The sequence below is a fragment of the Georgenia sp. genome, from assembly GCF_054605595.1.
The window spans coordinates 1-14,208 of record NZ_JBTSDU010000078.1; the positions used below are offsets into that span (position 1 = coordinate 1).

Annotated in this window: 12 protein-coding genes; 9 read left to right on the forward strand and 3 right to left on the reverse strand. The window is 71.5% G+C overall.

The window, feature by feature from the left end:
- The first annotated feature begins 291 nt into the window (after nt 1-291).
- Nucleotides 292-1,743, forward strand: coding sequence for a DNA repair protein RadA (gene radA, locus ACYC1Z_RS09935; protein WP_461409363.1), 1,452 nt, complete (start codon nt 292-294; stop codon nt 1,741-1,743).
- A 257-nt stretch (nt 1,744-2,000) separates the two neighbouring features.
- Nucleotides 2,001-3,080 carry a DNA integrity scanning diadenylate cyclase DisA gene (gene disA / locus ACYC1Z_RS09940; RefSeq protein ID WP_461409364.1) on the forward strand — a complete coding sequence of 360 codons (1,080 nt, stop codon included), beginning with the start codon at nt 2,001-2,003 and terminating at the stop codon, nt 3,078-3,080.
- Between the two features lie 225 nt (nt 3,081-3,305).
- Here the strand turns inward: disA and ACYC1Z_RS09945 are convergent, their stop codons facing one another.
- On the reverse strand, nt 3,306-3,677 hold the full coding sequence (locus tag ACYC1Z_RS09945; protein WP_461409365.1) for a hypothetical protein: 372 nt from the start codon (nt 3,675-3,677) through the stop codon (nt 3,306-3,308).
- Between the two features lie 441 nt (nt 3,678-4,118).
- Between ACYC1Z_RS09945 and ACYC1Z_RS09950 the strand changes: the two genes are divergently transcribed.
- Together ACYC1Z_RS09950 and ACYC1Z_RS09955 are read left to right on the forward strand one after the other, a co-directional pair.
- A complete protein-coding gene (locus tag ACYC1Z_RS09950) occupies nt 4,119-5,063 on the forward strand; it encodes an HhH-GPD family protein (RefSeq protein WP_461409366.1) in 945 nt (314 codons plus the stop codon).
- 23 nt (nt 5,064-5,086) lie between these two features.
- The gene (locus ACYC1Z_RS09955; RefSeq protein ID WP_461409367.1) at nt 5,087-5,632 is read left to right on the forward strand and encodes a hypothetical protein; all 546 of its coding nucleotides are present in this window, start codon (nt 5,087-5,089) and stop codon (nt 5,630-5,632) included.
- A 24-nt stretch (nt 5,633-5,656) separates the two neighbouring features.
- On the opposite strand, the gene ACYC1Z_RS09960 is transcribed toward ACYC1Z_RS09955, so the two are convergent.
- Together ACYC1Z_RS09960 and ACYC1Z_RS09965 are read right to left on the reverse strand one after the other, a co-directional pair.
- Nucleotides 5,657-6,208, reverse strand: a complete 552-nt coding sequence (locus ACYC1Z_RS09960; protein ID WP_461409368.1) for an amino-acid N-acetyltransferase — start codon at nt 6,206-6,208, stop codon at nt 5,657-5,659.
- Entirely contained in the window at nt 6,201-7,190 is a 990-nt protein-coding gene (locus ACYC1Z_RS09965; RefSeq protein WP_461409369.1) for a sugar-binding transcriptional regulator, read from the reverse strand. Before ACYC1Z_RS09965 ends, ACYC1Z_RS09960 begins: the two co-directional genes overlap by 8 nt.
- Nucleotides 7,191-7,333: 143 nt before the next feature.
- On the opposite strand from ACYC1Z_RS09965, the gene ACYC1Z_RS09970 reads away from it, so the two are divergent.
- The 5 genes from ACYC1Z_RS09970 (at nt 7,334) to ACYC1Z_RS09990 (ending at nt 13,665) form a co-directional block, all read left to right on the forward strand.
- A complete protein-coding gene (locus ACYC1Z_RS09970) occupies nt 7,334-9,094 on the forward strand; it encodes a glycerol-3-phosphate dehydrogenase/oxidase (RefSeq protein WP_461409370.1) in 1,761 nt (586 codons plus the stop codon).
- A gap of 346 nt (nt 9,095-9,440) precedes the next feature.
- Nucleotides 9,441-10,184, forward strand: coding sequence for an MIP/aquaporin family protein (locus tag ACYC1Z_RS09975; protein WP_461409371.1), 744 nt, complete (start codon nt 9,441-9,443; stop codon nt 10,182-10,184).
- 71 nt (nt 10,185-10,255) lie between these two features.
- Nucleotides 10,256-11,776 carry a glycerol kinase GlpK gene (gene glpK / locus ACYC1Z_RS09980; RefSeq protein ID WP_461409372.1) on the forward strand — a complete coding sequence of 507 codons (1,521 nt, stop codon included), beginning with the start codon at nt 10,256-10,258 and terminating at the stop codon, nt 11,774-11,776.
- Nucleotides 11,777-11,803: 27 nt separating this feature from the next.
- On the forward strand, nt 11,804-12,646 hold the full coding sequence (locus ACYC1Z_RS09985) for an SMP-30/gluconolactonase/LRE family protein (RefSeq protein WP_461409373.1): 843 nt from the start codon (nt 11,804-11,806) through the stop codon (nt 12,644-12,646).
- 326 nt (nt 12,647-12,972) lie between these two features.
- Nucleotides 12,973-13,665, forward strand: a complete 693-nt coding sequence (locus ACYC1Z_RS09990; RefSeq protein WP_461409374.1) for a uridine kinase family protein — start codon at nt 12,973-12,975, stop codon at nt 13,663-13,665.
- The last annotated feature ends 543 nt before the right edge of the window (nt 13,666-14,208 follow it).

Consider the following 14,208-nt stretch of genomic DNA (forward strand, 5'->3'; position numbering starts at 1 on the left):
CGGGCGAGACCGAGGAACCTACAGTGGAAAAACCGGACAGGACCGGCAGAATCCGTGCACCCAAAAACCGAAACCCCTCTCCCGTAGACGCTCAAATCACCCCAGAAACCCCACCGGCGGATCCAGGTTCACCGGAGCAGGCGTCGGTGGCCGCCTCGGCCGCCCGTCCGCCGTCGCGAGGCGGGTGCGGCGGCCGACCCGGCGGGTGCCGTCCCGGTCGGAGGTGGCGACTGTCCCCAGCCCTCCTGCGGCGCCGGATCGTGTGTCGGTCGTCCCCCGTATGGTGACGCCATGGCAAAGGCAGGTCCTGGGTTCGCGTGCTCCGCGTGCGCCGCACCCTCGGTCAAGTGGACCGGGAAGTGCGGGCGGTGCGGCGAGTTCGGCACCGTGCAGGAGGTCGTGGCCATGACCGTGAGCGCCGGTCTGCGCGTGTCCATGCGGGGCAAGGCGCCGGACCGGCCCGCCCGTCAGGTCTCCGCGATCGCACACGCCGGTCCGCGGCCCCGGGTCCCCACAGGCGTCGCGGAGTTCGACCGGGTCATCGGCGGCGGTCTCGTCGCCGGGCAGGTGCTCCTGCTGAGCGGGGAGCCGGGCGCCGGGAAGAGCACCCTGCTGCTCATGGTCGCGAACTCCATCGCCGAACGCACCGGCAAGGTGGTCCTGTACATCTCGGGCGAGGAGTCGGTCGACCAGCTCGCGGTGCGCGCCAGCCGGATCCGGGCCGGCAGCGAGCACCTCCTGCTCGCCGACGAGACCGACCTCGGCAACGTCATCGGCCACGTCGACGCCCACGGGCCGGACCTGGCGCTGGTGATCGTCGACTCGGTGCAGACGGTCGCGTCGACGGACATCGAGGGCCGCGCCGGCGGGGTGTCCCAGGTCATGGAGGTGGCGCAGGCACTGACCCGGGTCGCGAAGGGGCGCGGCATCCCCTTCTGTCTCGTCGGCCAGGTGACGAAGGAGTCGGTCGTCGCGGGCCCCCGGGCGCTGGAGCACATCGTCGACGCCACACTCTCGCTCGACGGCGACCGGCAGACGTCGCTGCGGCTGCTCCGCACCGTGAAGAACCGGTACGGTCCGGCGGACGAGGTCGCCTGCTTCGAGCAGACCGAGACCGGGCTGCGCGAGGTGCCGGACCCCAGCGTGCTGTTCCGCAGCATGCGGGACGCCCCCGTGCCCGGCACGTGCGTGACGATCACCATCGAGGGTCGGCGCGCCATGCTCGCCGAGGTCCAGGCACTCGTCGCCCCGACGTCGAGCCCAAACCCGCGCCGCGGGGTGTCCGGGCTCGACTCGCCGCGGGTCGCGATGCTGATCGCCGTCGCCGAACGGATCGCCGGGCTGCGGCTGTACGACAAGGACCTCTTCGTCGCGACCGTCGGCGGGATGCGCCTGGTCGACCCGGCCTCGGACCTGGCGATCTGCCTGGCCGTCGCCTCGGCCGGGCACGACGTCGTCGTGCCGATGGACGTGGCGGCCATCGGGGAGGTGACGCTGTCCGGCGACGTCCGCCAGGGCCCAATGGCGAACCAGCGCGTCGCCGAGGCGCTCCGGCTCGGCTACCGGCGCATCATCGCCCCCGTCGGCACCGGCGCCGCCCTCGAAGCCCGCAACCGGGCGGGGACGATCATCGAGGTCCCGACCCTGCACCAGGCCTACATCGCGCTGCAGAACATGCAGGCCGGTCTGCGTGACGCCGCTCCCCGCGGCGAGCGGGTGGTCCTGCGGAGCATCTCGGAGTGACGGGCACCCGGGTCATGGGTACGGCGGAGCAACGGAGCAACGGAGCAACGGAGCAACGGAGCAACGGAGCAACGGAGCAACGGAGCAACGGAGCAACGCTGACGGCCCGGCCGGCGGTCGATGACATCGATCGCGTGACCAGATTGTGATGCGCAAGGGGTGAACCCTGCGCCTGCGCCGGGGCCAGCGGCCGAACCTCGCCCCTAGACTGGCTCACGGGGCAGAGAAGCTGCTCCGTGAGCGCCCTGTGAGGATCCGTGCCCGACCTGCCCGCCGAGTCCCTGATGCGCGACATGCTTCGGGAGGTGGCCCCGGGCACCGAATTGCGTGACGGGCTCGAGCGCATCCTGCGCGGGCGCACCGGCGCGATCGTGGTGCTCGGGTACGACGAGACCGTCGAAGCGATCTGCTCGGGAGGCTTCAAGCTCGACGTCGAGTTCTCCGCCACCCGCCTGCGGGAGCTCGCGAAGATGGACGGCGCCGTCGTCGTCGACTTCCAGAACCGACGGATCCGGCGTGCCAACGCCCAGCTCCTCCCCGACGCCACCATCGAGACCTCCGAGTCCGGCATGCGGCACCGCACCGCCGAGCGCGCCGCGAAGCAGACGGGCTACCCGGTCATCTCCGTCAGCCAGTCCATGCGGACCGTGGCGCTGTACACCGGGGACCGTCGCCACGTCATCGAGGACTCCGACGTCATCCTTTCCCGGGCGAACCAGGCGCTCGCGACGCTCGAGCGTTACAAGGCCCGTCTGGACGAGGTGTCCGGCACGCTGTCGGCGCTGGAGATCGAGGACCTCGTCACCGTGCGTGACGTGGTCACCGTGGTGCAGCGGCTCGAGATGGTCTCGCGCATCTCCGCCGAGGTGGACGGCTACGTCATCGAGCTCGGCGCCGACGGGCGCCTGCTCTCCCTCCAGCTCGAGGAGCTGGTGTGGGGCATCGACCCGGATCGCATGCTCGTCGTCCACGACTACCTCGGCGAGCGTGCGTCCGTCGCGCCCCAGGGTGTGCTCGACGCGTTGAGCACGCTGACCTCCGCAGAGCTCATCGACATGGGCACGATCGCCCGCATCCTGGGCATCGGCGGGATCGACGGGGAGGCGCTCGACTCGCCGGTGACGCCACGGGGGTACCGGGTCCTGTCGAAGATCCCACGACTGCCGAACCACGTCGTCGAAGCCATCGTCAGGCACTGCGGGAGCCTGCAGGCGATGCTCTCCGCCACGACGGAGGACCTGGAGTCCATCGAGGGCATCGGGCCGCACCGGGCACGTTCCGTGCGTGAGGGACTCTCGCGGTTGGCCGAGTCCTCGATCCTCGAGCGCTTCGCCTGACCCGACCGCCGGACCGTGACCCGACCGCCGCTCGCCTGACCGACCCGCCGGACCGTGACCCGACCGCCGCTCGCCTGAGCGCCCCGCCTGACCCGACCGCCGGACCGTGACCCGACCGTCCGCCGTCTGGGACCCGTCCGCCCGACCCTGACCCGTCCGGCGGGCACCGACCGCGAGGGCCTGGTGGGTCGACGGCCCCGTGGTCGAGGCTGAGCCGAGGGACGCTCAGCCGAGGGCGAAGGTCGCCGCCGAGGCAGGCAGCACCGCGGTGCCGAGTTGTGCCTCCACCCGGTAGGTACCCGCGCCCGAGATCCTCTGGCCACCGGGGCAGTCTGGCTCCGAGCGGGTGCGGTCCCAGGTGATCGACGTCTCGGTGGAGTCGCCGACGTCGAGGAGCAGCAGCCGCTCAGCGGGCCCGTAGCCGCAGTCGCCAGAGGACCACACGCGGTCCGCCCCGGACGTCACGGTCAGGGCGAGCGACGCGGAGCCGGCGTCCAGCAGGCACGGCAGCTCACCGTTGTTGGTCAGCGTCACGACGAGGGCAACGGCACCGCCCGCACCTCCGCCGTCGGTCGCGACGGAGGCGTCGACGTCCACGGGAGCGCAAGCCCCGGGATCGACCGGACCGTCCGCCGCAGACCCGCCCGAATCAGTCAGTCCGCCCGACGACACCAGGTCCTTGACCGCAGCCACGGCACTGCCGCGGTCACCGATCAGCCCCACGACGGCGGTGATCCCCCACGTGAGCAGTGCGGCGAGAGTGAGCAGGACGAGCAGGGCTACGATCCGGCGTCGGATGATCGCCGCGCGGCTCGGGCGACGCCTGGCCCGCGACCGCGGCGCCGGCCGGCGCCGCGGCGCACCCTGCTGCGACGCACGTTGCCGCGGTGCGCCCTGCTGCGACGCACGTTGCCTCGACGGACGTCCTTGCGACGGTCGAGCGGGCGACCCCCGCACCGTTCGAGTCTTCCCCACGTCCCGACGGTACGGCGGCGACGGCGCGGCGCGGCGGACCCACGCCGAGGCACACTGGAGATGATGCGCACCGATCGATCCTCCCCGCCGACCGCCCGGGTCGCCCACCTGACCGCCGCCCACGAGGCGGTGCTCGCCTGGTATGACACCCACGCCCGCGACCTGCCGTGGCGCCGTCCGCGCACGAGCCCGTGGGCCGTCCTGGTCAGCGAGGTCATGCTGCAGCAGACTCCCGTGGTCCGTGTCGAGCCGGCGTGGCGCGCCTGGATGGACCGGTGGCCGATGCCCGCGGACCTCGCGACGGCGCGCCCGGCCGACGTTCTGCGGGCATGGGACCGGCTCGGCTATCCGCGGCGGGCGCTGCGGCTGCAGGAGTGCGCCCGGGTCGTCGTCGAACAGCACGACGGCGAGGTGCCGGGGACCGTGGAGGCACTACTGGCGCTCCCCGGGGTCGGGACCTACACGGCGTCCGCGGTCGCCGCCTTCGCCTTCGGCCGACGGGCGGTGGTCCTCGACACGAACGTCCGCCGGGTCCTGGGCCGAGCCCTGCAGGGGCAAGCCCTGCCCGCGCCATCGCTCGGCCGCGCCGAGCGGGACCGGGCCGAGACCTACCTGCCGCAACCGGTGGCGGAATCGGTGCGCTGGAACGTCGGGGTGATGGAGCTCGGCGCGCTCGTGTGTACCGCCCGGTCACCGCGGTGCGACGTCTGCCCACTGGTCACGGCATGCGCTTGGCGTCGGGCCGGGCGGCCGGGCGACGAGCACGCCGCCGGCCGCCGCTCCCAGGCGGGGCGCGGGACCGATCGGCAGGTACGGGGGCGCATCATGGCGCACCTGCGCGCGCTGCCCGACGGCGCGTGGTGCACCGGGCCGGACCTGCTCGCGGCCGGTGCTGACGGCGCCGACCCGGCAGCGCTGCCCGACCCGACCCAGCCCGCGCGTGCCCTCGACTCGTTGCTCGCGGACGGCCTCGTGGTCAGCCTCGAAGGGCTGTTCCGGCTGCCGTGACCCTCGGCCGCTAACCTGCTCCGGTGAGCAGCAACCATCCGTCACGGTCCCCGGGCTTCGCAGGCGCGGCGGCCGACGCCACAGCACCCACCACCGCCGCCTCGTCCACCACCGCCGCCAGCACCGCCGCCTCGTCCACCACCGCCACCTCGACCACCACCGCCGCCAGCACCAAGGCCGCCCGCGCGCTGCGGATCACCCTGATCTCCGCGGCGGCAGCGTGCATCGTGCTCGGGCTCATCGGTCTGGGGATCGCGCTGCTCGCCGGGGACGACGACGAGATCATGTGGCCCGGGCTCTCCCTGCTGGCGCTGGCGCAGTTCGTCGCCCTGATCGCGACCGGCACCGCGGGCTGGGGCCTGCGGCGCCTCCGGAAGGATGCCGAGCCGCGGCCCGTGACGGACCGGGTCCGGGCGACGCTCCGAGCGCTCGAGTACGCACTGCTGATCCTGCTCGTGATCGGCGCCGCCGTCTGGATCGTCGTGCGCCCGTCGGCGGCCGTCTCCGCCGTGTCTAGCGCGATCGTCGGTGCCCAGGTCGCACTGGTGCTGCACCTCCTGCGCCACTGACCCCCGCGCCGACGGGGACTCCCGTCAGAGCTCGCGCAGCATTCGGGTGTTGCCCAGGGTGTTCGGCTTGACCCGGGCGAGGTCGAGGAACTCGGCCACGCCGTCGTCGTGGGATCGCAGCATCTGGGCGTACACGTCCGTCCCCACCGGGGTGCCCTCGATGACCTGGAAGCCGTGCCGGGCGAAGAAGTCCACCTCGAACGTCAGGCAGAACAGGCGCCGCAGCCCGAGGTCCCGCGCCCGGCCGACGAGGCTCTCCAGCAGCGCGTGCCCGAGGCCGCCCCGGCGCAGCGATCGGTCCACCGCCAGCGTCCGGATCTCGGCGATGTCGTCCCAGAGCACGTGCAGGGCACCGCAGCCGACCACCCGGGCTTCGTCACCCTCGGGCGAAGCATCGGCGACGACGAACTCCTGGACCGCCTCGAAGTAGTCGATGAGCTCCTTCGCGACGAGGATGCGCTCCTCCGCCAGCGGCTGGACGAGCCGCTCGATGGCGCGCGCGTCCGCCGGGAGCGCCTGCCGGACGACGAAGCCGGAGGCGGCGTGGCCGGTGACGGCCTCGGTGTGGCTAGCCATCCCCAGATCTTCGCACCGCCGTCGACCCGTTGCGCTCACGGTCCACGAGCGCCCGGGCGGTGATCTCGTCGATCACCAGGTCGGTGACGGCACCGGCCCGCAGGGCCCCGAGCACGGGCGCGACCTTCGCCGTCCCGGCCGCCACGCACACCCGGCGGCCCAGCTTCTTGAGCTCCTCGGGCGTGGGCCCGGTGGCCCGCGCATTCAGCTCGATGTCCGCATAGGAGCCGTCCGCGCGCAGCATGACGGTGCAGATGTCTCCCACCACCCCCTCGCCCTTGAGCTGCGCCAGGTCCTCGCCACTGAGGTACCCCGCCTTGTACACGTGGGACGCGAGCGCTCCGCTCATCGCGCCGGCGCCGAACACGACGACGTCGGCGCGGCGCTGGACGTCCAGGACGTGGCGGATGGAACGCTCGCGCCACATCGCCTCCTTCGTGGCCGGGTAGTCGAAGAACGCCGGCACCGGGAAGTGGTGCACGCGCGCCCCGAACGCCTCGGCCGCGGCCGAGATGATCGATCCCGCGTACGGGATGCCCGTCGTCACTTGGTTGGCCGCGCCGTTGAGCTGGACCACCGCCGCGCCCGGCACCCGGCGGGGCACCAGGTGGCGGACGACGGCGGAGAGCGTGGTGCCCCAGGCCAGGCCGAGCACGGTGCCCGGCTCCATCCACCCGGAGATCATGCGGGCCGCCGTGTGCGCGACGCGGTCCAGCACCTCGATCTCCGTCGTCTCCCGGTGCACGGCGACGACGTGGGCGTCGACGCCGAAGGTCGACTGGATCACCCGGGCGAGCGCGGACGCCGGGCCCTCGCGGGGGCGCACGGAGATCTGCACGGTCCCGGTCTCCCGTGCGGACTTGAGCAGTCGAGAGACGGTCGACCGGGAGACGCCCAGGCGCTCGGCGATCGAGTTCATCGGCTCGTCCTGCAGGTAGTACAGGGCCGCTGCCTCGTACACGACGTCGTCACGACTGGTCACGGCCGCCCCTCCCCGGTGCACGGATGTGCAAGATCATTGCCTCATTGTGCAGCAGGGTCGAGCATGTGCGATGAGAGCAGTCAGCACAATCGGGAGAAACCCCGCAGGCCGAGGCCTAGCCCCGCCCGCACGCCGTGCATCCGATGAAGGAGGAACCCGTGAACAGGTCGGCCCTGACGAGGGAGTCGAGGGACGCCGCACTCGCGGCCATGAGCGACGAGGAAGGACTGGACGTCCTCGTCATCGGCGGCGGCGTCACCGGCGCCGGCATCGCGCTCGACGCCGCGACCCGCGGCCTGCGCACCGGGATCGTGGAGGCACAGGACTGGGCCGGGGGCACGTCCTCGCGCTCCAGCAAGCTCGTCCACGGCGGGCTGCGCTACCTCTACCAGCTCGACTTCAAGCTCGTCGCCGAGGCGCTCAAGGAACGCGGCACCCTGCTGCGGGTCACCGCCCCCCACCTCGTGCACGCCCAGCCGTTCCTGTGGCCGCTCAAGACGCCGGTGATCGAGCGCGCGTACAGCGCGGTCGGCGTCGGCCTGTACGACGCGCTGTCCATCATCACCGGCCGCGGCAGGTCCGTGCCGATCCAGAAGCACTACACCAAGAAGGGCGCCAAGGAGCTGTTCCCGGGTATCCGGGACGACTACCTCGTCGGCGCGATCCGCTACTACGACGCCCGCGTCGACGACGCCCGCCTGGTCATCGACCTGGTGCGCACCGCCGCCGGGCACGGGGCCCTGGCCGCCTCCCGCACCCAGGTCACCGACCTGGTCACCGACGCCGCCGGCCGCGTCACCGGCGCCACCATCCGCGACCTCGAGAGCGGCCGTACGCACCAGGTCGCCGCACGCCACGTCATCAACGCCACCGGCGTGTGGACCGAGGAGACCCAGGCGCTGACCGGCACGGACGCCGGCCTCAAGGTCCTCGCCTCCAAGGGCGTGCACATCGTCGTGCCCAAGGAACGCATCAACGGCACGACCGGGCTGTTCCTGCGCACCGAGAAGTCCGTCCTGTTCATCATCCCGTGGGACCGGTACTGGGTCATCGGTACGACCGACACGGCATGGCACGAGGCGCGCCAGCATCCCGTAGCCACCAGCACCGATATCGATTACATCCTCGACCATGCCAACGCGGTGCTCGCGGACCCCCTGACCCGCGACGACATCATCGGCACCTTCGCCGGGCTGCGCCCGCTCCTCCAGCCCGGCACGAAGGGCGCGGACGAGACGAAGTCCACCAAGGTCTCCCGCGAGCACACCGTCACCGAGGCGGCACCGGGACTGACCGTCATCGCCGGCGGCAAGCTCACCACGTACCGGGTGATGGCGGAGGATGCCGTCGACTTCGCCCTCGGCGCCGCCCGGGCCGCGGCACTGCCGTCCTTGACCGCGTCGACGCCGCTGGTCGGCGCCGAAGGCCTCCGCTCCGCGACCAGGCGCAGCGGCACGATCGCCCGCGAGCGCGGCTGGACCGCCGAGCGCGTCCAGCACCTCCTGGGCCGGTACGGCTCGGAGATCGCCGACGTGCTCGCCCTCATCGACGCCGATCCCACGCTCGGTGAGCCGCTCCAGCACGCGCCGGAGTACCTGCGTGCGGAGGTCGCCTTCGCCGTCACGCACGAGGGCGCGCTGCACGTGGAGGACATCGTGCAGAACCGCGTGCGCCTCGAGATCGAGACGCCCGACCGCGGGGCGTCCGCAGCGGACGAGATCGCCGATGTCGCGGCGCCCGTGCTCGGTTGGGACGACGCGACCCGCGCCGCTGAGGCTGCCGCCTACCGACGCCGGGCCGCCGCGGTCACGACCGCAGAGGGCGAGAGCACGGACGCCGACGCCGAACGGCTCCGCCTTGAGGTACCCGACCTGGTCCCGCTCGTGCCGCTGTCAACCAACTGAGCGGTGCCGTTCGGCTGGTTGGTCATCCAGCCGAACGGTCATCCAGCCGAACGGTCATCCAGCCGAGCGGCCAACCGGACGGTCGGCCTACCAGGCGAACGGCCAGACGACCGAGCGCCCGAGCGACCGAGCGCCCAAGCGACCAAGCGACCAACCAACCGACCGAACGACCAACCGACCGAAGGGCCAACCGACCGAACAAGTTACGCACTCATATCCGTGTCACCTGCACCACCGCAACGACAAAATGGTTCACACCCGCGCCAATGACGGCGCACGATCGGCTCGACGACGATGCCAGAACTCGACGACGATGCCAGAAAGTGAGTTCACAGTGGAAACAAGCATGCTGGACATCTTCTTCTCGGAGGTGATGGGCACCGGGATCCTGACCCTGCTGGGTTGCGGCGTGGTGGCGAACGTCATCCTGCCGAAGACCAAGGGTTTCAACAGCGGCTGGGTCGTCATCACGTTCGGGTGGGGGCTTGCCGTCTTCATGGGCGTCTACGTCGCCTTCCGTACCGGTGCCCACCTCAACCCGGCGGTCACCCTCGGGCTCGTCGCGAACGGCAGCGACCTCTTCGGCGGTAACGCGGAGCTCGGCCTGCCGGCCATCCCCGCGACGTTTGCGAACGTGATGGTCTACCTGGCCGGTGAGCTCGTGGGCGGCTTCCTCGGCGCGATCCTCGCCTGGGCAGCCCACAAGAAGCACTTCGACGAGGAAGCCGACCCGGGCACCAAGCTCGCCGTCTTCTCGACCGGCCCCGCCATCCGCAGCTACGGCTGGAACTTCATCACGGAGGTCCTCGGCACCTTCGTCCTCGTGTTCATCATCCTCGTGTTCGGCCCCTCCCCCTCCGGTCTCGGCCCGCTCGCGGTCGCGCTGGTCGTGGTCGGCATCGGCATGAGCCTGGGTGGCCCGACCGGCTACGCCATCAACCCCGCCCGTGACCTCGGCCCCCGCATCGCCCACGCCATCCTGCCCATCCCGGGCAAGGGCTCCAGCGACTGGAGCTACTCCTGGGTGCCGATCGCCGGGCCCGTCGTCGGCGGCGTGATCGCCGGCGGCCTCGGCGCGGCCATCCTCTGACCCACGCAGCACGCAGCACTCACCACTCACCACTCACCACTCACCACTCACAACGATGTGGAAGGAACACCATGGCTGACAAGAAGTACGTTCTCGCGATCGACCAGGGCACGACGAGTTCCCGAGCGATCATCTTCGACCACGCCGGTCAGATCGTGCATACCGGGCAGAAGGAGCACGAGCAGATCTTTCCGCGCGCCGGCTGGGTCGAGCACGACCCGATGGAGATCTGGACGAACGTCCGTGAGGTGGTCGGCCTGGCGTTGACGGGGGCGAACCTGACGCACCACGACATCGCCGTCGTCGGCATCACCAACCAGCGTGAGACCACCGTCGTGTGGGACAAGACCACGGGTGAACCCGTCTACAACGCCATCGTGTGGCAGGACACGCGCACCGCCAAGATCGTCGAGGAGCTCGGCGGGTCGGAAGGACAGGACAAGTACAAGGCACGGGTGGGTCTGCCGCTGGCCACCTACTTCTCCGGCCCCAAGGTGAAGTGGATCCTCGACAACGTCGACGGCGCGCGTGCGAAGGCCGAGGCCGGCGACCTGGTCTTCGGCAACACCGACTCCTGGGTGCTGTGGAACATGACCGGTGGCACGGACGGCGGCGTCCACGTCACCGATGTCACCAACGCCTCGCGCACCATGCTCATGGACCTCGCCACGCTGAGCTGGGACGCGGACATCGCCAAGGACATGGGTATCCCGCTGTCGATGCTGCCCGAGATCCGGTCCTCCTCCGAGGTGTACGGCGAGGGCCGCACGGGCGGCATGGTTCCGGGCGTGCCGATCGCCGGCATCCTCGGCGACCAGCAGGCGGCCACGTTCGGCCAGGCCTGCTTCGAGGTCGGCATGGCCAAGAACACCTACGGCACCGGCAACTTCATGCTCATCAACACCGGCACCAAGGCGATCGCGTCGCAGAACGGTCTGCTCACCACGGTCGCGTACAAGATCGGCGACAAGGACGCGGTCTACGCCCTCGAGGGCTCCATCGCGGTCACGGGGGCGCTGGTGCAGTGGCTGCGCGACAACCTCGGGATGATCTCCAGCGCCCCGGAGATCGAGACGCTGGCCAAGACGGTCGAGGACAACGGTGGCGCGTACTTCGTGCCGGCGTTCTCCGGCCTGTTCGCCCCGTACTGGAAGGCTGACGCCCGCGGCGCGCTCGTCGGCCTGACCAGGTATGTCAACAAGGGCCACATCGCCCGGGCCGTGCTCGAGGCGACTGCCTTCCAGACGCGGGAGGTCCTGGACGCGATGAACGCCGACTCCGGCGTGGACCTCACCGAGCTGAAGGTCGACGGCGGCATGATCGCCAACGAGACGCTCATGCAGTTCCAGGCCGACATCCTCGGCGTGGACGTGGTGCGGCCGCAGGTCGCCGAGACGACGGCGCTCGGCGCCGCCTACGCGGCCGGCATCGCCGTCGGGTTCTGGGAGGGTGAGCAGGACGTCATCGACAACTGGGCCGAGGACAAGCGCTGGACCCCGTCGATGGACGAGGCCGAGCGCGAGCGCACCTACCGCCTGTGGAAGAAGGCGGTGACACGCACCTTCGACTGGGTCGACGACGACGTGCACTGACCTGGTCGGCTCCGACACACTGGAGCCATGACAACGCCCGAGCAGATCACCGACCCCCTGTGCTACCACGGCGAGGGGCCGGTGTGGTCCGAGAGCTGGGGCGGGCTCCGATGGGTCGACATGCTCGCCGGCGACCTCCTCACGCTGCGGGCGGACGGCGCCGTCGACCGTCTGCACGTGGGGGCGGTCGCGGCGTTCGTCCGCCCCCGCACGCGCGGCGGGTACGTCGTCGGGCTGGAGCGTGGCCTGGGCCTGGCGGACGGGCCGGACGAGGTGCCGACGCCGCTGCCCGAGCTGTGGTCCGACCCGAACCTCCGCTTGAACGAGGGCGGCTGCGACCCGGTCGGGAACCTCTACGCCGGCTCGATGGCGTACGACCGTACCCCCGGCGCCGCACAGCTGCGCCGGATCACGCCCGACGGTGCCGTGTCGGTCGTGCTGCCGGCGGTGACGACGTCGAACGGGATCGACTTCTCTCCCGACGGTGCCCGCGCCTACTACAACGACACCCACACCGGCGGCACGGACGTGTTCGACGTCGTCGATGGCGAGCTGACGAACCGGCGCCAGTTCCACTCCGCCGACGACGGCCGCGCCGACGGGCTGAACGTGGACTCGGTCGGCAACGTGTGGGTCGCACTCAACCGGGTCGGCCGGGTGCGCCTGTACTCCCCCGCCGCCGAGATCCTCACCGAGATCGCGTTGCCGGCACGCCTGACCACCGCCTGCACGCTGGGCGGGGCGGACGGCCGCGACCTGTTCGTGACCACCTCGCGGGAGAAGCTCGAGGACCCGGAGCCCGAGGCCGGCGCGGTGTTCCACATTCGGGTGGACGTGCCAGGTCGGCCGGTGCTGCCCTACGGGGGCTGACGGGCGCGGCCGACGAGCCGCGCGGCCGGGTCGGTCCGGGGCTGACCCCCACCGGCACCACGCCACCGACCCGGGGCTGACCTGGGGCTGGCCCCCACCGGCACCACACCACCGACCCGGGGCCTGACCTGGGGCTGGCCCCCACCGGCACCACACCACCGACCCGGGGCTGACCTGGGGCTGACCCCCACCGGCACCACGCCACCGGTCCGGGGCTGACCTGGGGCTGACCCCCACGGGCACCACGCCACAGATGCGGCGTCGCCACGGCCGTAGACTGACCGGTGCCCCGGGCGGGGCACGGGCGTCGTCGGGAGGGACGTGACATGACCCTGGGCGGCTCTGACAAGGACCTCCTTGGGGACGGCAGGCAGGAAGGTCTCTTCGACGCGCAGGGCGGGCTCTTCGACCTGCCCGTCGGTGCGCGCCGCCCCACAGCGCGGGTGGTCCTGCTGACCGGGCCATCCGGTGCCGGGAAGACTTCGCTCACCCGCCGCATCGGGGTGCCGGTCGTGTCGTTGGACGACTTCTACCTCGACGGCGACCACCCCGATCTACCGCGCCGGTACGGCATCGTCGACTGGGACTCCCCACGCAGCTGGGACCGGGCCGCAGCGATGGCCGCGATCGTCGACCTCGCCCGCACCGGGCACACCGAACTGCCCGTGTACGACATCCCGACGAACGCCCGCACCGGCACCACCCACGTGGCGCTCGACGGCTTCCCGGTCTTCATCGCCGAGGGCATCTTCGCTGCGGAGCTCGTCGCTGCCTGCCGCGAGGAAGACGTCCTCGCCGACGCGCTGTGCATCGTGCGCCCCCGCACCCAGACGTTCTTCTTCCGGCTGATGCGCGACCTGGGCGAGGCCCGTAAGCCGCCGATGACGTTGCTGCGCCGCGGGCTGAACCTCGCGCGCAAGGAGCCGGCCATGGTGGCCGAGCTGGAGGCGAAGGGCTGCCGCGTGGTGCGGGTGGATGAGGCGGAGCGGGACATCCGGGCGCTGCTCCTGCCCAACTGATCCACCCAGCCACCGGGCACGCGATCACCAGGGGGATCGCCGTCCACCTTCAGGCAGCGCGACCGCCAGAGGTCAGCGGGGATCTAGGCATGCGCGCGGATCCCTAGAAGGGTGGGTCGTGAGGCTGGTCGGACAGGCTCCCACGTGCCCACGAGTCCGGTTCCCACAGTGCCGGCGAGACGACATCGGTCGCCGGTATCGAGCGTTGGCGGTCCCGTCTGGAGGATTCGGCGGGCAAGTCGTCGTCGGGTGGACGCCCGGGCGGGCTCACCCCACGACTTGGGCCTCCGACGCTTCCGGCCTCACCAGGGCCCAGGGCGCGACCAGCCCCAGTCGGACTGCGGCCCCCCTGGCCGGGTTTCAGCGCTTCCTGTGGTGGCCATGACCTCAGCAGCGCCTCGTGTGGTCCGCCGGGGAGCCCCTATCTGTCACGCTGGTGTGAGACACCAGGTCAGCCAGGATGATGGCTGGGCGGGGACAGGAGAACAGGACCATGACGACCACCACTAACGCGTCGACGACCTCGACGACGGCGGGCCACGC